Source organism: Microcoleus sp. D2_18a_D3 (assembly GCF_036702455.1).
In the GTDB taxonomy this organism is placed as follows: domain Bacteria; phylum Cyanobacteriota; class Cyanobacteriia; order Cyanobacteriales; family Microcoleaceae; genus Microcoleus.
In genome coordinates this window covers 1-19,843 of sequence record NZ_JAUBTK010000096.1, presented here as the reverse complement: position 1 = coordinate 19,843, position 19,843 = coordinate 1, and the positions used below count along the sequence as shown (strand labels likewise).

Here is a 19,843-nt window from a genome sequence, read left to right as displayed (position 1 = left end):
CTCCACATTTCCCCCTTCCTAACTCCATAATTTCAAATTATCAATCGCAAGCTGTCATGTCTAATTCCTCAACCCAAAATCCAAATCCTGAAAATATGCAAACTCTAAAAACCCCCCAAACAACCAGAATTCAAACGCCAAAGCAAGACTTTCTTACTATTAAAGACGTATCGAAAGTCTACGAAACTCCTAAAGGCCCTTACGTCGTTCTCGACGGTGTAAACCTGACTATTAATGAAGGCGAATTTATTTGTTTGATCGGTCACTCGGGCTGCGGCAAATCAACTTTGCTGAATATGATCGCGGGATTCAACGGGCCGACAAACGGAGAAGTAGCCCTGGAAGGTTCGCAGATTACTGAACCAGGCCCCGATCGCATGGTGGTGTTTCAAAACTACTCGCTGCTACCGTGGCTGACTGCTACTGAAAATATTCACCTCGGCGTGGAAAATGTTTACCCGGAAAAGTCCGCAGACGAACACAATACCATCGTCCAGGAACACTTGGAATTAGTGGGGCTGACCGAAGCTTGTAACAAAAGACCGGGCCAATTGTCCGGGGGGATGAAACAGCGGGTGGCGATCGCCAGAGCTCTGGCAACTCGTCCCAAACTGTTGATTTTGGACGAACCTTTCGGAGCTCTAGACCCGATTACCAGAGAAGAGTTGCAGGAAGAATTGCTGAAAATTTGGCGGAAGGAAAAAATTACCGTCATTATGATTACTCACGATATTGATGAGGCTTTGTTTTTGGCCGATCGCATCGTGATGATGACCAACGGGCCTGCAGCTTCCATCGGCGAAGATATGCACATTCCGTTCAGCCGTCCCCGCAACCGGGCGCGGATTATGGAAGACCCGAAATACTACGAACTGCGTAACTTTGCTTTGGAGTTCCTGTTTTCTCGCTACGCGCACCACGAAGAAGGTGAAGAAACGGACTCGGAGACAGAAGCCGTGGCGCTACCGATGCCATTACCTGCTAGCAAAAAGCCTGCGCTTGCGGAGACTGCTAACAGGCCGATCGCACCTGCACCTTTTGTGTCTCACGCTGCCGAACCCTCAGAAGCTTCGCCGATCAAACGCGGCATCCTGGCAGCCTCGTGGTTCGTAGCAATGGTTACTTTAGCTGCCGTCAATATTTCTGCTATTTCCAGCCAGCTAAAGGAAGCGAAACTAGAAGAAACTGCACCGCAGGCGACGACTGCGGCGGTTGTGAGTTCTCCCCCCAGCCCGCAAATTGCAGCAAGTTCGATCGCACCGAATGCAAGTCCTGCACCCATCGCTGCTGCCAGCCCAGCACCCATCGCTGCTGCTAGCCCTGCACCCATCGCTGCTGCTAGCCCAGCACCCATCGCTGCTGCAAGTCCTGCACCCATCGCTGCTGCTAACAGCGCCGTCGCGCCCAATGCAGCAACCAGCGCCACATCAGAGATTTCTGACAAAGCCGAACTCGATGCGATCGGAAAGCAGTTGTATGCACAAATCGACCAAACATGGAGAACAACTCCGACATTTACCGAAAGCTTGACTTATCGGGTCAAAGTCAAAGAAAACGGCGATATCCTACAGTTCGATCCCACAAATAAAGCAGCTAAAGATTTCGTCAAAGAAACTCCTCTGCCGGTTTTGCAAACTCCTGCCGGTGCCGCAGCAGGCGCTGAAAAAACTGCTGAGTTCCAAGTAACTTTTAGCCCCACCAACGGTGGCGTATTTGAAGTAAAATCAGGGAAGTAGGCGACATAATACTCCCGCACTAAATCTCACCTTGCTATCAACAACTATGCCAAAAGTAGTACCGACGCGCTGTTTGAGCTATGCAAAAATTCCTCCTAGCCCCCATCCTTGGGGGTGACAAGAGTTAGGTGGAATTTCCTCTGTTTGAGGAAGATTTAGTAGCAGCCCGAAGCTGGCTACAAGCCAGAGCAAGGGCGATTTTTAGTAAGATAGCGGGTAATTTTAAATCAGGGTATTGTCGATTTCTGAGAAGCATATATGCGGAAACTAAGTAATTATTCTCACGTTATTTGCAGGAACCCTCAGTTCCGACTATAATAACGAATTACCAATTACGCATTAGCTTTCAAAAATTAGCATCTAAAATCACCAGATGGAAACTATAAAAACTCTTTGCCCATACTGCGGTGTAGGTTGCGGCCTAGAAGTGGTTCCCGACAAAAAACAAAGTTGGAAAGTGCGGGGCGATCGCAACCACCCATCGAGTCAGGGCATGGTTTGTATTAAGGGAGCAACCGTAGCAGAGTCGATTCGGAGCGATCGGCTACTGTATCCAATGATGCGAGATACTCTCGACCAACCGTTCCGCCGCGCTAGCTGGGACGAAGCTCTCGATGCAATTGTTAACCGAATCCAAACAATTCGCAGCACCAGCGGCCCCGATGCTTTGTGCGTTTACGGTTCGGGTCAATTCGCAACAGAAGATTATTATATTGCCCAGAAACTAATGAAAGGTTGTCTGGGTACTAATAATTTTGATGCTAATTCTCGCTTGTGTATGTCTTCAGCAGTCTCTGGATACGTTCAAAGCTTTGGCTCGGACGGGCCGCCTTGCTGTTACGACGATTTAGAATTAACAGATTGCGCTTTTATTATCGGTAGCAATACAGCGGAATGCCATCCGATTGTATTCAATCGATTAGCTAAGTACCACAAAAAGCATCCCCATGTCAAGATGATTGTGGTAGATCCAAGGCGGACTCCGACTGCGGAAGCGGCGGATTTGCACTTAGCAATTAAACCGGGTACGGATATAGATTTGCTTAACGGAATTGCATATTTGCTGTTACGCAGGCAAGCAATAGATCCTGAGTTTATTGAAGAATGCACGGCAAATTTTTCAGCTTTTGCTGAGGTTATTAGCAGCTACACGCCGGAGTTTGTAGCCTCGCGCTGCGGCATTACTGTCAGCGAGTTAGAAACGGCGGCAAACTACTGGGAACAGTCGCAGCGCGTTTTGTCTCTGTGGTCGATGGGAATCAACCAGTCGTCAGAAGGCACGGCAAAGGTGCGATCGCTGATTAATTTGCACTTGATGACCGGTCAAATCGGCAAACCGGGAAGTGGCCCGTTTTCCCTCACTGGCCAGCCAAACGCGATGGGAGGGCGGGAAGCAGGAGGACTGTCTCACTTGCTCCCAGGCTACCGATTTGTGAAAAATGCTGAACACAGAACCCAAGTCGAGGAGTTTTGGGGACTCGCACCGGGAAGCATTTCCCCGAATCCGGGCCGCACAGCTTGGGAGATGATTACCGGTTTGGAAACTGGGGAAGTCGAGTTGCTGTGGATTGCAGCTACTAATCCGGTGGTGAGTATGCCGGATTTGGAACGTACTAAAGCCGCTTTGCTGCGATCGCCCTTTACTATTTATCAAGAAGCTTACTATCCCACGGAAACCTCCGCCTACGCTCACATCCTGCTGCCAGCAACGCAGTGGAGCGAAAAAACCGGAGTAATGACGAATTCCGAACGCCGCGTTACCTTTTGTCCCGGTTTCGACACTCCCTCCGGGGAAGCCCGCGATGACTGGAGCATTTTCGCCGAGGTGGGACGGCGGTTGGGTTTTGCTGAACACTTTGCTTTCGAGAACTGTGCGGAGGTTTTTAAAGAGTTCGCGCATTTGACGCGGGGCCAGCCTTGCGACATGACCGGCATCAGCCACGAATACCTCCGCCAAGAAGGGCCGCAGCAGTGGCCTTGCCGGGAAAACGAGCCTGTGCATCCAGCGAACGAAGCGAAACGGCTGTATACAGACAGGCGTTTTCACACTCCTGACGCGCGGGCGAGATTTTCGGCCTATCACTCGCGGGGACTGGCAGAACCTCCCGATCCGAATTATCCGTTTGTGTTGACGACAGGGAGAGTTTACGGACACTGGCACACGATGACGCGGACGGGCAGAACAGAAAAAATTAATCAATTGCACCCCGATCCGTTTTTGGAAATTCACCCCCGCGATGCTGCCAAATTGCAGATTAAGGAGGGTGATTTGCTGGAAGTTCGATCGCGCCGCGGCAAGGCGCAGTTTCCGGCCAAAGTCACAAAGGCGATCGCCCCAGGTACGCTATTTGTACCGATGCACTGGGGTTCTCTGTGGGCCGAAGGCGCTGAAGCCAATGCCATGACTCATTCTGCAAGCTGTCCCGATTCAAAACAGCCAGAGTTAAAAGCTTGTGCGGTGCAGTTGGTGCTGGTTGGGGCAGAAACTGGGGCGGAAGTTGCCGCAGAAGTTGCCGCAGAAGTTGGGGAATTTAATTGGCCAAAATCCCCTCTCGCCGCCACTTCTTGAGCTGCCGTCGAACTACGGGATGTTACAAATCACCGAAGAACGATCGGGAAGCCGCGGGCTTTAGACATGGGGAGGAACGTGGTTGACTTTCGGCGAGTGCGAGCGTCAATCGCGCTCAGTCGAACGATTGAAGATTTACTCCACAGATGAATCTGGGATTTTGAACAAGAGTCTAAAATTTTGCACTCTTGGCGACAGGAGTCCGGGGCTTGTATCCGTTTTTAGGATAACAACCTCTCTCGATCGAGCAATTTTGAACCCGGACATACCCTACACATAAATCTTAAATCCCAAATCCCAGATCTAAAACCTAAAATCGTTATGCCATTACGTAGCCTAAAAACTGCGTTTCCCCGGCAGAGCTCGGAAACAAGGAAAATTAAATTTATGTAAATTTATGTATTCTGAGTTGTTCCTTCTTGATGGGGGGTTTTTCCTTCGGGAGAATGTCTTCTGGCGAATGCCTTCGGCCTTCTTTTTAATTAATCGAGTCAGACAATTGCAGTTTGCACCTATAGGTGCTATAATGGTTTTACAAGGCTTTATTTTCGGCAGTACAGTTCGTTCGATCGGCGTTCCTCCGGATTTAAATCTCTACACACTCTGATTCTGGAGAATGTTCAATGTCAATCTATGTCGGCAATTTATCCTACGAAGTAACGCAGGAGCACCTCAACCAAACTTTTGGAGAGTACGGTACAGTAAAGCGCGTTCAGTTGCCTGCTGACCGGGAAACAGGTCGGATGCGGGGCTTCGCTTTTGTAGAAATGTCTACTGAAGCAGAAGAAGCCGCAGCCATTGAGGCTCTTGACGGTGCTGAGTGGATGGGTCGCGACCTCAAAGTCAACAAAGCAAAACCCCGTGAAGAACGTGGTTCCAATTCTGGTGGTGGTAACTGGGGCAACAACGATCGCGGTGGCAATTCTCGTCGCTACTAAACCACCGGAGCTAAATTTTTAGCTATCTTGTATATTGCGTCGGAGCAAGCTGGGAGTCAACAATCATTCTCTGTTGAGAATAGATAGTTAGTTCAGTGGTAGCACCGCGCCTTAAACGCCTCAAAATATTGCTAGACAATAGTTTGAGGTTTTTTTATGGCAAAAATTATTAATCAGGAGTTCATCGCGTGCGATCGATTCCGAGTTGACACGAAAAACTATAAAAAATAACAGGCACAGAGAGTCGCCTTCCCCAGTGCGCGCGTGGCGCAGTGAAACCAGGCAATCGCAGAGTTTGGTGCTTGCAATGTGTACCGAACCATGACAAAATCATCAGGAATGATGACTAAATTACTTTTATGCTGAAAAAAATATTTAGGCAAATTTCCAAGTTAAGCAGTGATGAAAATTTTCTGCATTTTACAGAAAGTGTAGAAGTAATAATATCGAAAGTTTTATCACTGGCAATGATTTTGGTAATTATCGTCAGCGTTGCCGATTTGGTGATTTTTTTAACACAAGAATTGGTAAACCACACTGATAATTTCTTAAAAGACACCTTGTTTGTGATATTTGGGTTATTTTTAAATGTTTTAATTGCATTGGAAATATTGGAAAATATTACAGCTTATCTGAAAAAGCACGTAATTCAAGTAGAGCTAGTTATTGTAACTTCTTTGATAGCAGTATCTCGAAAAATCATCATTCTCGATCTGGAAAAGAAAACCGCAGCCGACTTGATTGGTTTGGCGACTGCAATTTTCGCGCTGTCCATCAGTTACTTGATAGTGCGAGCCACCAATAGAGGAAAAGATTAATATCGGGAATTGAGAAGTGGGAATTGTTAATAACTAATATAGCAATCCTCGCATCATTTGTGAATTTCTTACTCCCTCCCCGAACCCGCGGGGAGGGTTGGGGTGGGGTAAAAAATTTACGACTTATTTAGAATTGCTCTATCCTATCCGGTCGATCGACCGGACATGATATTATTCCAACAAACCAGGAGGAGGCACAATTTCAATTCGGCCTTGTTCTAAGTCCACAACTGGCACAATCTCTTCCACAAAAGGAATCAAGATTTTTGTGGATTTAGGCTCTTTAACCCGAATTTTCCGTGGTTTGCGGGTATTTCTAGGGTCAGCGTTTGCTTGGGGAGTTTCAGGCTGTTTTGGCTTTTCTAATTCTGCGGCGACAGTTTCCGGCGGCGTTAGATTCGTTTCTACTTCTAAAAGGTCGTTACCTGCGGGAATAATATCACTTACCTTGCCTAGGATTTCCCCGGTTAACTGGTTAAAAACTTCCATACCGATCAAATCTTGAACATAAAACTCATCAGATTCGAGGTAAGGTCGATCGGTCTTTTCAACAAACAACTTACAGCCCCGTAGCGCCTCAGCACTATCGCGGTCTTCCACACCCTCTACCTCTACAGCATACAGCCCTTTGCCCGGAATGTAGCGACCGCCCAAAAACTCGATCGGTTCCGGTTCACTTTTGTTAGGGCGCAAAATCCACCGCTTCCCCGGTTCGATAAACCTTTCCGGGAAATCCGAATCGGGATAGACTCGCACTTCCCCGTCCAAACCTTGAGCTGCTACAATTTTACCGATTTCTATCCATTCAGACATAAACTTTTTGGGAATTGGGAATTGGGAATTGGGAATTGGGCATTGGGCATTGGGCATGGGGCATGGGGCATGGGGCATTGGTAGCAAACAACAAATAACTACTGACTACTGACTAATGACTACGGACTACTGACTTCTTTACACCAATCCAGTTCTCAGCGCTACAACTGCGGCTTGCACGCGGTCATCGACTGCCAACTTATTCATAATACCGCGAACGTGAGTTTTAATAGTATTTGGGCTCAAGTAAAGCGCCGCTGCAATTTCGGGATTGCTGTTACCTTCCACCATTAATTTTAACACTTCCAATTCCCGCTGCGACAACTGGCCAAAAGTAGTTGTAGAGGCAGGTATCGGCGGTTTCAGGTGTTCGATGACAGTCCGGGCAATTTGAGGGTCAAGATATGTAGCGCCCTCTGCTGCGGCTGCAATCGCTGCTAACAGCCTGTCTACAGAAGCACCTTTAATACAATAAGCATCAGCACCACTAGAAAGGGCAGCAATAATTTCAGTTTCTGCCGTGTGAGAAGTTAACATTACGACTCGAACTTCTGGCAGTTGTGCTTTAATTTGCTGCGTCGCTGCTATGCCGTCGAGCCGCGGCAAACCGATATCCATTACAATAATATCAGGTTTGAGTTTCAGTGCGGCTGCTACGCCTAAATAGCCGTCTTCTGCTTGTCCTACTATTTCTATTTCTGGGGAATCGGCTAAAACTTGCTCTAATCCCAGTTGCATCATCGGATCGTCTTCAACAATTAAAATTCTCATAATACGAAGGAAGAAGGAAGAAGGAAGAAGGAAGAAGAAGGAAGAAGGAAGAAGGAAGAAGAAGGAAGAAGGAAGAAGGAAGATTACTTAGTTGTTAATATTTTACATGAACTTATACCGAGCCAATGACTAATGACTAATGACTAATGACTAATGACTAATGACTAATGACTAATGACTAATGACTAATGACTAATGACTCACTTTTAAAACTTCCACGAATTCGCCCGGTACAATCCAGGTGTCCCCTGGTGGCAAAACTGCTAAACCACTTGTATTGGCGAGGTTAATTAAATTCGCTGAATTTTGGCTGCCGCTAGCAGGTTCAAATTCCCACACTCCCGCAACTAAATGTAGTTTACCCCAAACATAAGTTTCGCGTCGGCCAGGCGATCGCAATTCAGCATTACACCTAGCTTTGAGAAACTCCGGCCCCCAAGCATCCGGGCCAAGCCCAGACATCTTTCTCAAAGCAGGCACAACAAACCGCCAACAGCAGACTAAAGCCGAAACCGGATTTCCCGGCAAACCAAAATAGAGACAATCCGAATTTTTTTCACCTCGTTTAAACGCAGCAACCGTTAAAGGTTTCCCCGGCTTAATCGCCACAGAACTAATGTGAACTTTTCCTCCCAAATCCGCCAAAATTTTCTCGACATAATCGTAGTCTCCTACCGAGACGCCGCCCGTAGAAAGCACCACATCCGCCGTCGCCACAGCCCCCGATATCGCCTTGTTTAACGCATCTTCATTATCAGGAACAATGCCCAATCGAATCGGTTCAAATCCCATCTGCGCCAACAAAACTGTCAAAGCATACTGATTCGAGTCTACCAGTTTCCCCGGTGCCAAAGGTTCGTCAGGCGATACCAATTCGTCACCAGTAGAAAAAATTGCCACCCGCAGCCGCCGATAAACGGGAACTTGAATGCACTGGGCAGTTGCTAACACCGCCATTTCTGGGGCGTTGATAACTGTACCCGGAGTTAGCAAAGTTGTTCCTGCTAGATAAAAAGCGCCTTTGTGCCTGACAAATGCTTGCGGTTTTTCAGGAGAAACTAAGATAAAAATACGATCGCCCTCACGCCTTGTTTCTTCCTGCATTACCACCGTATCAGCACCCGCTGGCATCACCCCACCCGTAAAAATTCGCGCCGCTTGCCCCGATTGGACGGTATTTTGAGGCTGATATCCGGCTGGAATCTCTTCAACTACTTCGAGTACCGCTGGTTTTTCGGCGCTACACTTTTCCACATCCGCAAAGCGCACCGCGTACCCATCCATTGCTGAATTATCCCAATAAGGAAAATCCAGGGAACCAGTGACTGCCGCAGCCAAAATGCGCCCCGATGCTGCCAGTAAGTCTACAGTTTCTACATCCCCCTGACTGTCGAGGGGTTGCGCCAAATTTAGAACGATCGATTCTGCTTCTTTCACTGACAGCATGACTGTCTCCTTGTTTTGATAACACTCATGATTAAGTTTAGCAAAATATCCAGAGATATTGGTGATATAATTTTTTTTGATTGGGGCAGTAAACCTAATTTTGGGGATTAATTGCTTATGACTATTTCTCGCTTTGTTGTTCGCCTCAATTGTTTCTCCTTATTATTGGTGGCGATACTGATATTTTTCACTCAACTTTCAGGGTTAAAAATCAGCGATTTATTCTTGCCACCTTATTCTTATCCCCATCCCAATGTCGCCTTGTTAACTCGGACTTTCCAAATTTTATGTTCTGTACCAGTCGTTCTTTGTACTTTCACCTATGGATTAGCTAAAACTCTTCAACCGCGCACTTCAGAAAATCGATTTATTCTGTTTTCGGCTTTATTAACAGGTGGATTTTTACTAAATGAAATTTACAGAATTCATATATATATGGTAGCCGGGGGAATTCCTAAGCTAGGAGTAAGTCTTTTATACGCCGTTGTTTTGTCCTCCTACGGATGGTTTTTTCGGCGAGAACTACAGTTAACTCCCTACCAAATATTGTTAGCGGGTGTAGGCTTGTTGTTTTTTGCGATCGGCGTGGATTCCCTGCATTTAAAAAACAAAATCTTCTCCAGTTTACTAGAGGGAGTACCTAAATTGCTCAGCGAAATCAACATTGCATTTTATTATTGGTATGTCTGTAAGTGTTCCATCCAAAAAGCGTTCGATAAAACTATTAATAGCTAGTTATAACGATGTGATATAATGAGCCAAAGTGCATAAAAAGATATCCATTAAATCCTCTTAACCTTAATAATATTTACAGCATCTGCATCGCTCGGCATTGAGCCGCCTTCATATACATAATCTGGCTTAAAAGTCCCAACGCATCCTGATAAAATACCATGATAGCAGTTACCATCAACTTCAACTCGATCGCCAAAATAACCGACGACCAATTTTATCAACTGTGTCGCGAAAACCCCGATGTCAAATTTGAACGCAACGCCAAAGGAGAAATAATCGTCATGCCACCCACAGGAGGAGAAACCGGAAATTACAATTTTGAAATAGCTACTGATTTTGGAATTTGGAATCGACAAACTCAACTGGGAATTTGTTTCGATTCTTCAACTTGCTTCAAACTGCCCAGCGGTGCAAATCGTTCTCCCGATGTCTCTTGGATTGAAAAATCAAGATGGGATGCACTCACTCCCGAACAAAAACAAAAATTTCCTCCCATTGCCCCGGATTTTGTCTTAGAGTTAATGTCGCCAACAGACAGCCTCAAAGACACTCAAGACAAAATGCAAGAATACATGAATAACCAAGTAAGATTAGGCTGGTTAATCAACCGCAAAACCCGGAGAGTCGAAATCTATCGCCAAGGACAAGAAATAGAAGTTTTGGAATGTCCGACAGAACTTTCAGGAGAAGATGTTTTGCCCGGTTTCGTGCTAAACTTGAAAACACTGTGGCAATAACTAGACATATTCCATTTATCAGCGTTTATTTGCGTTCATCTGCGGTTAAAAAAAATCTAATGGAAACCAATACAGAAACTACTGCACCCACTGGCTTAACAGCGGAACAACACAAACAGAAAATGCAGCGCCGCCAAGAAGTGCAATCACAGCGAATCGCTAACTCTTCCAAAGAAAAAGGTTTAATTATAGTCAATACGGGTAACGGTAAAGGCAAAACCACGGCTGCTTTGGGAATGGTTGTGCGATCGCTCGGTCACGGATACCGCGTCGCCATAGTACAATTTATCAAAGGCGCCTGGGAACCCGCAGAAAAAGCCGTTTTTCAACTCTGGGAAAAACAGCTAGAATTCCACGCAATGGGAGAAGGCTTTACCTGGGACACGCAAGACCGCGATCGAGATATCGAAACAGCTCAAAAAGCCTGGGAAAAATCTTTAAGTTTTATCTGCAATCCAGAATTTAAATTAGTTCTTCTAGATGAAGTCAATATAGCATTAAAACTAGGTTATTTGCAAGTCGAGCAAGTGCTTTCCGGGTTAGACCAAAAACCAGAAGAAACCCACATTATTTTAACAGGCCGAGGCGCCCCGCCAGCGCTAATTGAGCGGGCAGACTTGGTGACAGAAATGACTTTAGTTAAGCATCCATTCCGAGAACAAGGCATTAAAGCTCAAGCAGGTATTGAGTATTAAAGTTGTTGGTCTTCAAAAGTTTAGTCCTAATTAGCTAAAAGCTGATTGGGAGTGGACTGATATTATGTCCGGTCGATTACCCCTAATACGGTAGGGGCGGGTTCACGAAAAATATCTGCCAATAATTGACAATCTCAAAAACCCGCCCTTTTAATCGCGGTAACTCGATCGGACATGATATGAAGCCCTGACTACAAACCGTATTTATGTTGTTTCTCGTCAGGACTTTTTACCCAATCTAAAATCTAAAATTTAAAATCTAAAATCGCTCTATGCTGGCAACATCAGAGTAAAAGTTGACCCCTTGCCAAACTCGCTATTGACAGTAATTTCTCCCCCCAGCATCTGAGAGTATTTCTGCGCTATTGCCAAACCCAAACCCGTTCCTCCGTACTTGCGGGTAGTCGAAGCATCCGCTTGCGTAAAAGGTTGAAATAACTTTTGTAGCTGTTCAGGAGTTATCCCAATTCCCGTATCAGTACACTTAAAAATTAACCGTTCAGAACCCGAACTATTCTCGTCATTTTTAATTCTTTCAACGCTGAGTGTAACTGTTCCTTTATGAGTAAACTTAGCTGCATTGCTGAGCAAATTAAACAAAATCTGAGTAAACTTAATTTTATCTGAATACAATTCGCCAAGATTATTAGGACACTCCACATTCAGGCGATTAGTGTTTCGCAAAAATAGCGGTGCAACAGTTTTAGCTACATCTTGAACTGCCTCCGATACGTCAAAAGTTTCTAATTCAAGTTCCGCGTGACCCGCTTCAATCTTCGACAAGTCGAGAATATCATTAATTAAGGAAAGTAAAATCTGGCCTGAATTGTGAATTCTCTCCAAATCCGACACAAAAGTTTCTTCGCCCAAATCTAAAGCCTCTTCTTGCAGGATCTCGCTGTAACCGATAATCGCATTCAGAGGAGTTCGCAGTTCGTGGCTCATGTTAGCCAAAAACTGACTTTTAGCCAAACTAGCTGCTTCTGCTGCTTCCTTTGCCTTGTAGAGTTCTACCTCGGCTTGCAAGCGGTCGGTCACGTCGTGAGCCAGCACTAATTCAGCATTTCTGCTATCAAATACCAGAGCATAAGAAGTAATTTCTACATCAATAATTGTTCCGTCTTTTTTCTGATGCTGCCACACACCTGCAAACTCAATATCGGCATCTACGGGGGATTTATTTTCTAGCATTCTCGGCAGATATTGGGAGGGACGAATGTCCGCAACGGTCATGTTGAGAAATTCGTCGCGAGTGTAGCCGTAATGTTCGACAGCAGCGTGATTGACGGCTATAAATTCTAGAGTTTCTAAATCGTAAACCCACATCGGATGGGGGTTATTTTTAAACAAAAGTCTGTAGCGTTCTTCCGAGGCTCGCAGTTCGGCTTCGGCTTGCTTGCGCTCGGTAATGTCGCGGACAACCGTGCAAATAATCTCGCGGCCGCCGTAGGAAATCACGCTCCCGCTTACTTCCACGTCCACGCAGGAACCGTCTCGGCGGCGGTAGAGAACTTCGCCAATTCTGAATTTTTTGTCCGCCAGCAGCAACTCAATATTGTTGTCAATTAGGTCTTTAGAGTAAGCGATGATATCGTAAATAGTCAGTTGCGAAATCGCATCAAGACTGTAATCGAGCAAGTTTCTAAACGCTGTATTGGCTTCCAACAGGCGTTTGGTTTGAGCGTCCCACAGGAATATACAATCTGTAGCTTGCTCCACTACGGCTCGGTAGCGCGCTTTTTCCTCAAGTTGTTCGCTTTCGGCTTGGGCGATCGCACTCAACATTCCGTTGATAGTATGGGCAAGGTCGGACAACTCGTCTTCGCCCGTCACCGGCAGTCGCACCGACAGGTCTTGGCTGCTGCTGACGTGGTTCACTGCTTTCGCCAAACCGCTCAACCGAGACAGCACCAGACGCTCTAACAGCAGCAGAGTGCAGCCGATCAACCCAACTCCCGCTAACCCTACAGACACCAGCAGGTACAGCAAACTAATTTGACCTTGCCGGTATATTTCTCTGGGGATATCCACCCGCAATAGCAGCGCAGGTTGGTTGTAAATATCGCGGATCAAAGCGTAACCCGCGATCGACTCTTCGCTTAAAGGACGCACCAAAATCGGTTTTTTTTCCGACAGTTTCTCCCGCACTTGCTGAAAGTCCGCAGGCAACCGAGCCTCATTAACGCTGTGTACGATTAGGGGCAAGCGGGTAATTTTAGAAATCTTTGCAATGCCTGCACCATCCAAATTGCGCCCGAATATCAGCGTACCTCGGATCGGGCCGGTGTTTTTAGTCGTGAGAATTGGCCGGGAAGTAACCAGTATTGGCCCTGACGGTAGCAGCAGGATACCAGCGAGGCTGCTTTTGGCGTTGGGGTGCTGCAACAGCGGGTCGCTGGGAGAAATGCGCCGTTTTAATGCTTCTGGAACAGGGGTTAGTTTCAGCTTTTCGCTGTCAAAACCCGTACCGTAAACTATTTTGCCAGAAGTATTGACAAATACGGCTATATTAACTCTCACATTAGCCAGCGCTTCTGGAACTAAATTGGAGGCAATGAATTCTGAGTTGCCGTTTTGGATAAAATCGTAGGTGTCGTCCCAGGCTGACCAGTCGGCAAAGCGCGAGTTGAAGTCGTCGGCAGTTTGCCCGAACACGCTGAGCACTCCCTTGACAACCTGTGTGGCTTCTTGTTCCTCTGCTTTGATCAGGCTGCCCAAGAGGATGCTTGAGGAGGCGACATACAGAATGCTAGTCAGTCCAGCGATGGTAATGCCAATTATCGATAGTGTTTTCCGACGCAGTTTCATCTGTATTCCCCCTTGGAGACTCCCACTGTACCTGTACTCAGGTCAGTGGCGAGAGGAAAAGGGGGGCAAGGTTTAGGCCGCATATGAATAACCATCCTTTCTATGAACAAGTGAACAATATTTGTGACTAATTCCTGACACCAATTCCGAGGCGGAAATATTGAAGGAACCACTGGTTCTTACGGCAACACGTCCAACGTATATACCAACCTTTTTACCAGAAGTTACAACCGCCTTGACGATATCTCCCGTTTGAAAACCTTTAACAAACTTAAACCTGGGAACATAGCGGGACGGGAAACCAAATTTGTCGGTACGACACATTTGGCGTGTCCCATGTCCAGTCGCTTTAATTAACAATGGCTTGTTTATTAAAACTTTCAACGATTCAATTCTGCCGACACAAGCTGCATCTAGCCAGTGAGTTTTAGCTAAATTTAATCGAGTGCGATTGAACTTTGTTAAACCGCCACTGCCAGTAGAAACTGGTAAGCCAGTCATACAGAGTCTGTTAAATAACGCCCAACGAGTAGAATTAACCGCTGTTGCATCTTTCAAAGGACGTTTTGCTTGAGACAGAATCCGTTTCACAACCTCTGGTTTTTTCGAGAGAAACTGCTCAATATTCTGAGTTCCTTTCTTGATATTGCATTTTTCGCAAGCAAGGCAAAGATTAGAAATACGATCAGATCCGCCCTTGGCTTTGGGATGAATGTGCTCTACTTGTAGAGGTGTATCAACAACTCCACAATACGCGCACTTTCTCTCCCATTTATTGAGTAAATATTCGCGGATCTCGTAGCCACATAAAACACCTTGCTGATACTCCACTCCGCTAATTTCCGGGTTTTCTATTTGCTGGAGGTCGAACCGGACAAGTTCTTGAACAACAGAAGAAATTGGCGCAACCTTTATCAATCTAGTTACCCATGTTAGGGTTGTTTCGACACGATGTTGTAAGCTTGGAGTCAGCCACCCTTTCGGGCGAGTTCTATTTAAAAATCTAGCTTTTCGGTAGCGGGTATGGCGATTTCTTCTGCCTCTACGCAATGAACGGCGCGACTCCCGACTGGCTTTGATAGCTTGCCCCCTGTGGGTTAGTTCTGCGCCAAAGATTACGTTTTCTCCTTGGACTAATGCGATTCCCATGGTTTTGGAGCCAGGATCTAATTTAAGAGTGATTGGTTTTTGGGGTACTGTTACCTCTACTTTGAGAATTATCGTGAATGGATACCTCCTGAAAACAGCAGCTTTGCCAGTGGTTAGCAATTTGCGAGCCAATCCTGGGCGGATTGGATTGAGCGGTCGTTTTTGAGTATCACGTACAAAAACAAAATTAGACATTAAATGTCCTCCATTTCTGGGTAATGTTTGCTTCGTCAATGTTTAAGGTCGGTAACTATTTCAAAAGCACTGGCTTAACCCTTACACCTGTTTAACTTTTGAATTCTAGAGCAGAAAACTAGCACGCATTTTCTGGTAGGTACTTGAACGCTTACCTTAAACGTAGTGGGCGAACCACTTAGACTGGTCAACTCGGCTTTTTCAAGCCCACACCGTATCGGTACTCCGTAGCTTGCGGGTCGCGTAGCGACATCGGTGTCGGGTGATTGACGTGTGTGGTGTCCGTCCGAAATTCTCAACTCAGGAGCAATTTTACTACTGTTTCCTGAACCCTGACCGAAAGCAATTTAGTCCGGGGGCGCCCGATTTATCAGTGGGGTTGCTTTCTTCAATTCTAAAATCTAAAATCTAAAATCTCAAATCTCAAATCGATAATTCTCAACTCCAGAGCAATTTTACTACTGTTTCCTGAACCCTGACCGAAAGCAATTTAGTCCGGGGGCGCCCGATTTATCAGTGGGGTTGCTTTCTTCAATTCTAAAATCTAAAATCTAAAATCTAAAATCTCAAATCTATTGACTGGTGGCGCAGCGCGTGTTTCCTACTTTTCCCACACTTGCTCTTTGTGAGATTCCGTGCAAAGACCCAAGATGCGATGATCGTTGTCGCTGATGATGGAAATTGGGTAATACTGTTGCAGGTTTACGGAGTAGGGAGAGCGACTGCCGTCGTAAGTGTCCACTACTGTTAAATTTAACTGAGTTCGATCGCCCGTGCCGTAAAAACAGTAAAAAGCAGACCGAGGCAGGTAAAAAGCGCCGACTACCTTACTCTGCCGCATTTCAAATACAAAATATTCTTGTTTAATTTCCTCTGGCTGGCTCGACTGACCGTAGAGGTAAATGCCATCTGCTAAACCTGTGCTAGCTGTATCTGGCGGAGGATTTGGCGGGGATTGCGAGCTTAAAACGCCGGATTTGATGTCCGAGTCGTGTGCCCGGCGTGCGGGGAATGCGATGCTGAAGTTACCGGGCGAGAGAGCAAGCACGATCGCGATCGCTTCTAAACTTCCTGTCAATATCAAATAAGTCAAAACCACTCCAGACCCCAAAATTTAAAATAGCTGGTTCCAAGCGCCTCTTGTACCATTTTCACAAAGATCGTAGATAAACCGGGTATTTGGCTTAATGTTGGCTATTAACTTGAAGGAACGATCGCCCGCCCGGTTCCTGAACTTAAATCTAAGATTAGTTTTGACCAATTTTGCGTCCCCCCCGATCGGGCGATCGACCCGTCAAATAATACCATTTTAGATTTTAAATTTTAGATTAAAGAATTGAATAATTTGGCGTGACCTATTCCATAAGGGTTTAGAGCACGGGCCTACATTTCCCTTCTCTTTTTTAACTGGTATAAAAGTATCCTTCCCAGCAGCGCCAACACGAAAAAAAAGTTGAGATTTTTCCCAAAATCTCAACTTTTTTAGTGACTAACTAGCCAAGTATTCTCGGACTTGAGATTGGCGGCGGCGCAGGTGGGCGAGGGCTTGATGTTCTAGCTGCCGCACCCGTTCCCGGCTGAGATTTAACCGTTCTCCGACTTTCGCCAGAGACATTTCGGTGCCGTCTTCCAAACCGAAGCGCAGAATTATTACATCTCGCTGCTGGGGGGTAAGTTCTGATATCAAAGTATCGAGGTCTTGCCGCAGCAATTCCGAGGTAATGTAGTTTTCTGGAGATGCCGTTTCGTCTTCTAAGAGTTCTTGCAGTTCGGTATCTTGGTTGTCTCCTACCCGCAAGTCCAAAGAAACTGGATGTCTTGCCATCAGCAGGTATTCCCGAATTTGGGAAGGGTGCAGTTCGAGGGCAGTGGCAATTTCGGCAGGGGAGGGAGACCGGCCCAACTGCTGCGTGAGTTCCCGCTGCACTTTTTTGATTTTGTTGAGTTTTTCGGTGATGTGAATTGGCAATCGAATTGTGCGGGCGTGTTGGGCGATCGCGCGGGTAATTGCTTGCCGAATCCACCAGTAGGCATAGGTAGAAAATTTGTATCCCCGCATCGGGTCAAATTTTTCGACTCCTCGTTCTAAACCGAGGGTGCCTTCTTGAATTAAATCCAAGAATTCCATATTGCGTTTCTGGTATTTTTTGGCGATCGCCACTACTAGCCGCAAATTCGCTTCAATCATCTTTTGCTTAGCGCGCCGCCCTATGTGTAAGATGCGGCTAAGTTCAGGTTCGGTCAACTCCATTTCGGCAGCCCACTCTTGATCCGTCAGATCCCGCTGCCATTCTTTAGCAAGTGCTTGTTTTGCTTCGATTAATTTCATCATTTGCTGCACTTGCTTCCCGAAAACAATTTCTTCTTCTCGGGTTAGCAGGGGTACGCGACCGATCTCGTGCAGATAGGCACGAACCGTATCCGTTGAGGAGTATGGCCGGCTGCCCATGCGATCGGCTTTCACTGTTTTGTTTTTGGGGGTTGTGGTGGACATGGGTGAGTATTGCACTCCTTGTAACAACAGATAAAAAGTTGGTGATACCCTGTCCCACTTTTACAAGTGGGATAAAGACTGCGACAAAGGGGATGTTTCCCCTCTTGTTTATCGGTGACGATCGGTAGAAGCTTTTTGTTTGGGATTACTTTTGTGCTTGATTTCCAGTAATCGCCGTCGATTTTCGGTAGTTCGCTAGCTTTAACGGCTAGTTCAAGGCGAAGTGGAGCAAGAGTTTAGTTTTCTCAATATTATTCCCAATTTTGAGGATCGTAAAGAGTAAAAACCTCTGTCTTAAGGTCAAGATTCTACATTTTTCCTTAAGGTTTTGAATTCCCTGTTAGTTTTAACTGCAACTCAACTTCACAATACTCATGCAAACAGACTCATGCTATTCGAGGGCTTTGTTTTGCTCTCTGTTCCATCATCGCTTGAATTTTTCTCGCTGCCTAGATGGTGGGATGCGAGATAACCGAACTCGATCGCCGTATTAAATGCGAGTAACTGTTTAAAATATTTATTGACATTTTTATTTAAATATGCTAATCAAATTCGGCTACGAGTAACCACAAGGTGTATAAAGGCTGGCTGTTGCCCTGTTTGACTTTCATTGTGCCCCTAGGCTCCATCATCTCCATCATGTTTAAGCTTATGCAAATTTTGGGCCGTTAGGGATGAGGGTTGACACTCCCCAGCCTGAAGGCATGGGGATTCTTAAGACCATAATTTAAGTCTTAAAGGCGCTGACAACTCGCCTCTACTGATTCCGCTTAGATCAAGTCCAAGCATCACCGCTACTTTTCTACCAATGTTGCCACAAGCATTGCAATCTGCATTAATTAGCCAGCCTTGCGCCGTTCGGTACAAACCACGTTTAATCCGCGTGCCAATAGGAAGCCACCCTTCGGGTTTTTCGCCGAAAGTAGGTAGCCAATCACGATCGACAAAAGAAGCTTTTGACGAATAAGATTCTTCCGTTTCAACGAACCTCAAGCCATACTGCTCACAGAGTTGAGCAATTCTATCTTTCAGTCTGCCCGTAGGGATTTGCACAAACTTTTGATTAGTTTTGCTTCCCATGTTGGCAGAATTTTTTTGTCCCTTATTCCAACCGAATACAACCGTTCCTATCCGATTTTTCAAGCAGTGCTTAATTACCTTCCTTGCTGCCTTGTTAACGGCATCTCGCATCTGACGATTCCGTCTTTCGGTCAAGCTGGCAAGCCTTTTAGACCAATAGCCATTAACTTTTCCCTTCATGAGAAATGCAACTCGTCTGTTGTATCCCTGGTTAAGCGACTTTAAAAGCTTGCCATCGACGATAAAACTTGTACCGACATTGCTCACGCAAGTTAACCAGTTATCTACGCCGTGGTCGATCATTAAGCACTTAGCAGGGTCTATATCTGCCTGGACATTGGTCGTTGTGTAGACAAACTCTAGGTAGAAACAGCCGTTCCGGGGAAGTATGCGATATTCCCGAATCGCTTTGAAATCAAGATTAGAAGGCATCGGAAGGAAAAACGCATCTAGACCGAACCACGCTTTAACCTTGCTACCCAAAGGGAATCTCAACATTCCGTCGTTGAGTTTTACCGACCTACCCGTAAATGTCACAAGTGCCATTCCGCCTTGACGATATTTCGGTAGCTTCGGACGTTCCGTAATTACGCCATTTTTAAAAGCCTTTAGTAATCCCATAAATGACTTAAAAGACTCTGCTACGCCCGTCAGAATTTGTTGAGCAGTATCAGAGTAGAACGCTTGATAGTGTCGGTTTCGGTTTTCCGTCCCCAAAACTTTGTGCAACTGAGCACGGTTTGGGATTTTACCAGTTTTAAAGTATAGCTGGCGGGCATAGTAACTGTAGTTTAGACTAAAAAATGAGCGCAGCTAAAAGTAGCTACCTTTGAATCTTAGGCAAGCTGTTGCTCACAAA

Annotated in this window: 15 protein-coding genes; 7 read left to right on the top strand and 8 right to left on the bottom strand. The window is 45.9% G+C overall.

The window, feature by feature from the left end; all coding sequences use genetic code 11:
* The first annotated feature begins 56 nt into the window (after positions 1 to 56).
* The 4 genes from QUB06_RS29525 to QUB06_RS29510 all read left to right on the top strand — a co-directional run bounded on the left by QUB06_RS29525 (position 57) and on the right by QUB06_RS29510 (position 6,061).
* A complete protein-coding gene (locus QUB06_RS29525) occupies positions 57 to 1,736 on the top strand; it encodes a nitrate ABC transporter ATP-binding protein (RefSeq protein ID WP_333438298.1) in 1,680 nt (559 codons plus the stop codon).
* A 373-nt stretch (positions 1,737 to 2,109) separates the two neighbouring features.
* Positions 2,110 to 4,305 (top strand): nitrate reductase, encoded by a 2,196-nt coding sequence (locus tag QUB06_RS29520; RefSeq protein ID WP_333438297.1) that lies wholly within the window; start codon positions 2,110 to 2,112, stop codon positions 4,303 to 4,305.
* A gap of 623 nt (positions 4,306 to 4,928) precedes the next feature.
* Positions 4,929 to 5,243 carry an RNA-binding protein gene (locus QUB06_RS29515; protein ID WP_333143949.1) on the top strand — a complete coding sequence of 105 codons (315 nt, stop codon included), beginning with the start codon at positions 4,929 to 4,931 and terminating at the stop codon, positions 5,241 to 5,243.
* Positions 5,244 to 5,602: 359 nt separating this feature from the next.
* Complete coding sequence (locus QUB06_RS29510) at positions 5,603 to 6,061, top strand: phosphate-starvation-inducible PsiE family protein (RefSeq protein ID WP_333438296.1); 459 nt, start codon at positions 5,603 to 5,605, stop codon at positions 6,059 to 6,061.
* Positions 6,062 to 6,232: 171 nt separating this feature from the next.
* Here the strand turns inward: QUB06_RS29510 and rimM are convergent, their stop codons facing one another.
* The 3 genes from rimM to QUB06_RS29495 all read right to left on the bottom strand — a co-directional run bounded on the left by rimM (position 6,233) and on the right by QUB06_RS29495 (position 9,091).
* Positions 6,233 to 6,874 (bottom strand): ribosome maturation factor RimM, encoded by a 642-nt coding sequence (gene rimM, locus QUB06_RS29505; RefSeq protein ID WP_333143951.1) that lies wholly within the window; start codon positions 6,872 to 6,874, stop codon positions 6,233 to 6,235.
* 138 nt (positions 6,875 to 7,012) lie between these two features.
* Positions 7,013 to 7,645 (bottom strand): response regulator, encoded by a 633-nt coding sequence (locus QUB06_RS29500; protein WP_006632834.1) that lies wholly within the window; start codon positions 7,643 to 7,645, stop codon positions 7,013 to 7,015.
* A 192-nt stretch (positions 7,646 to 7,837) separates the two neighbouring features.
* The gene (locus QUB06_RS29495; protein WP_333438295.1) at positions 7,838 to 9,091 is read right to left on the bottom strand and encodes a molybdopterin-binding protein; all 1,254 of its coding nucleotides are present in this window, start codon (positions 9,089 to 9,091) and stop codon (positions 7,838 to 7,840) included.
* Between the two features lie 117 nt (positions 9,092 to 9,208).
* Between QUB06_RS29495 and QUB06_RS29490 the strand changes: the two genes are divergently transcribed.
* The 3 genes from QUB06_RS29490 (at position 9,209) to cobO (ending at position 11,258) form a co-directional block, all read left to right on the top strand.
* Entirely contained in the window at positions 9,209 to 9,826 is a 618-nt protein-coding gene (locus QUB06_RS29490; RefSeq protein ID WP_333438294.1) for a hypothetical protein, read from the top strand.
* Between the two features lie 158 nt (positions 9,827 to 9,984).
* Positions 9,985 to 10,563: a Uma2 family endonuclease gene (locus QUB06_RS29485; protein ID WP_333438293.1), complete on the top strand. Its 579-nt coding sequence runs from the start codon at positions 9,985 to 9,987 to the stop codon at positions 10,561 to 10,563.
* A 59-nt stretch (positions 10,564 to 10,622) separates the two neighbouring features.
* Positions 10,623 to 11,258: a cob(I)yrinic acid a,c-diamide adenosyltransferase gene (gene cobO / locus QUB06_RS29480; protein ID WP_333438292.1), complete on the top strand. Its 636-nt coding sequence runs from the start codon at positions 10,623 to 10,625 to the stop codon at positions 11,256 to 11,258.
* Between the two features lie 270 nt (positions 11,259 to 11,528).
* Here cobO and QUB06_RS29475 read toward each other — a convergent pair whose 3' ends face one another.
* The 5 genes from QUB06_RS29475 to QUB06_RS29455 all read right to left on the bottom strand — a co-directional run bounded on the left by QUB06_RS29475 (position 11,529) and on the right by QUB06_RS29455 (position 19,797).
* Entirely contained in the window at positions 11,529 to 14,066 is a 2,538-nt protein-coding gene (locus tag QUB06_RS29475; protein ID WP_333438291.1) for a CHASE4 domain-containing protein, read from the bottom strand.
* Positions 14,067 to 14,138: 72 nt separating this feature from the next.
* Complete coding sequence (iscB, locus tag QUB06_RS29470) at positions 14,139 to 15,410, bottom strand: RNA-guided endonuclease IscB (protein ID WP_333438290.1); 1,272 nt, start codon at positions 15,408 to 15,410, stop codon at positions 14,139 to 14,141.
* Positions 15,411 to 16,011: 601 nt separating this feature from the next.
* Positions 16,012 to 16,509, bottom strand: a complete 498-nt coding sequence (locus tag QUB06_RS29465; protein ID WP_333438289.1) for a hypothetical protein — start codon at positions 16,507 to 16,509, stop codon at positions 16,012 to 16,014.
* Positions 16,510 to 16,899: 390 nt separating this feature from the next.
* Entirely contained in the window at positions 16,900 to 17,904 is a 1,005-nt protein-coding gene (locus QUB06_RS29460) for an RNA polymerase sigma factor, RpoD/SigA family (protein ID WP_333285441.1), read from the bottom strand.
* Positions 17,905 to 18,618: 714 nt separating this feature from the next.
* Entirely contained in the window at positions 18,619 to 19,797 is a 1,179-nt protein-coding gene (locus QUB06_RS29455) for a transposase (RefSeq protein ID WP_333438302.1), read from the bottom strand.
* Positions 19,798 to 19,843: the final 46 nt, after the last annotated feature.

Coding starts and splice junctions, on each gene's coding strand:
- QUB06_RS29525 (WP_333438298.1), top strand. CDS start 57: ATGTCTAATTCCTCAACCCAAAATCCAAATCCTGAAAATATGCAAACT.
- QUB06_RS29520 (WP_333438297.1), top strand. CDS start 2,110: ATGGAAACTATAAAAACTCTTTGCCCATACTGCGGTGTAGGTTGCGGC.
- QUB06_RS29515 (WP_333143949.1), top strand. CDS start 4,929: ATGTCAATCTATGTCGGCAATTTATCCTACGAAGTAACGCAGGAGCAC.
- QUB06_RS29510 (WP_333438296.1), top strand. CDS start 5,603: ATGCTGAAAAAAATATTTAGGCAAATTTCCAAGTTAAGCAGTGATGAA.
- rimM (WP_333143951.1), bottom strand. CDS start 6,874: ATGTCTGAATGGATAGAAATCGGTAAAATTGTAGCAGCTCAAGGTTTG.
- QUB06_RS29500 (WP_006632834.1), bottom strand. CDS start 7,645: ATGAGAATTTTAATTGTTGAAGACGATCCGATGATGCAACTGGGATTA.
- QUB06_RS29495 (WP_333438295.1), bottom strand. CDS start 9,091: ATGCTGTCAGTGAAAGAAGCAGAATCGATCGTTCTAAATTTGGCGCAA.
- QUB06_RS29490 (WP_333438294.1), top strand. CDS start 9,209: ATGACTATTTCTCGCTTTGTTGTTCGCCTCAATTGTTTCTCCTTATTA.
- QUB06_RS29485 (WP_333438293.1), top strand. CDS start 9,985: ATGATAGCAGTTACCATCAACTTCAACTCGATCGCCAAAATAACCGAC.
- cobO (WP_333438292.1), top strand. CDS start 10,623: ATGGAAACCAATACAGAAACTACTGCACCCACTGGCTTAACAGCGGAA.
- QUB06_RS29475 (WP_333438291.1), bottom strand. CDS start 14,066: ATGAAACTGCGTCGGAAAACACTATCGATAATTGGCATTACCATCGCT.
- iscB (WP_333438290.1), bottom strand. CDS start 15,410: ATGTCTAATTTTGTTTTTGTACGTGATACTCAAAAACGACCGCTCAAT.
- QUB06_RS29460 (WP_333285441.1), bottom strand. CDS start 17,904: ATGTCCACCACAACCCCCAAAAACAAAACAGTGAAAGCCGATCGCATG.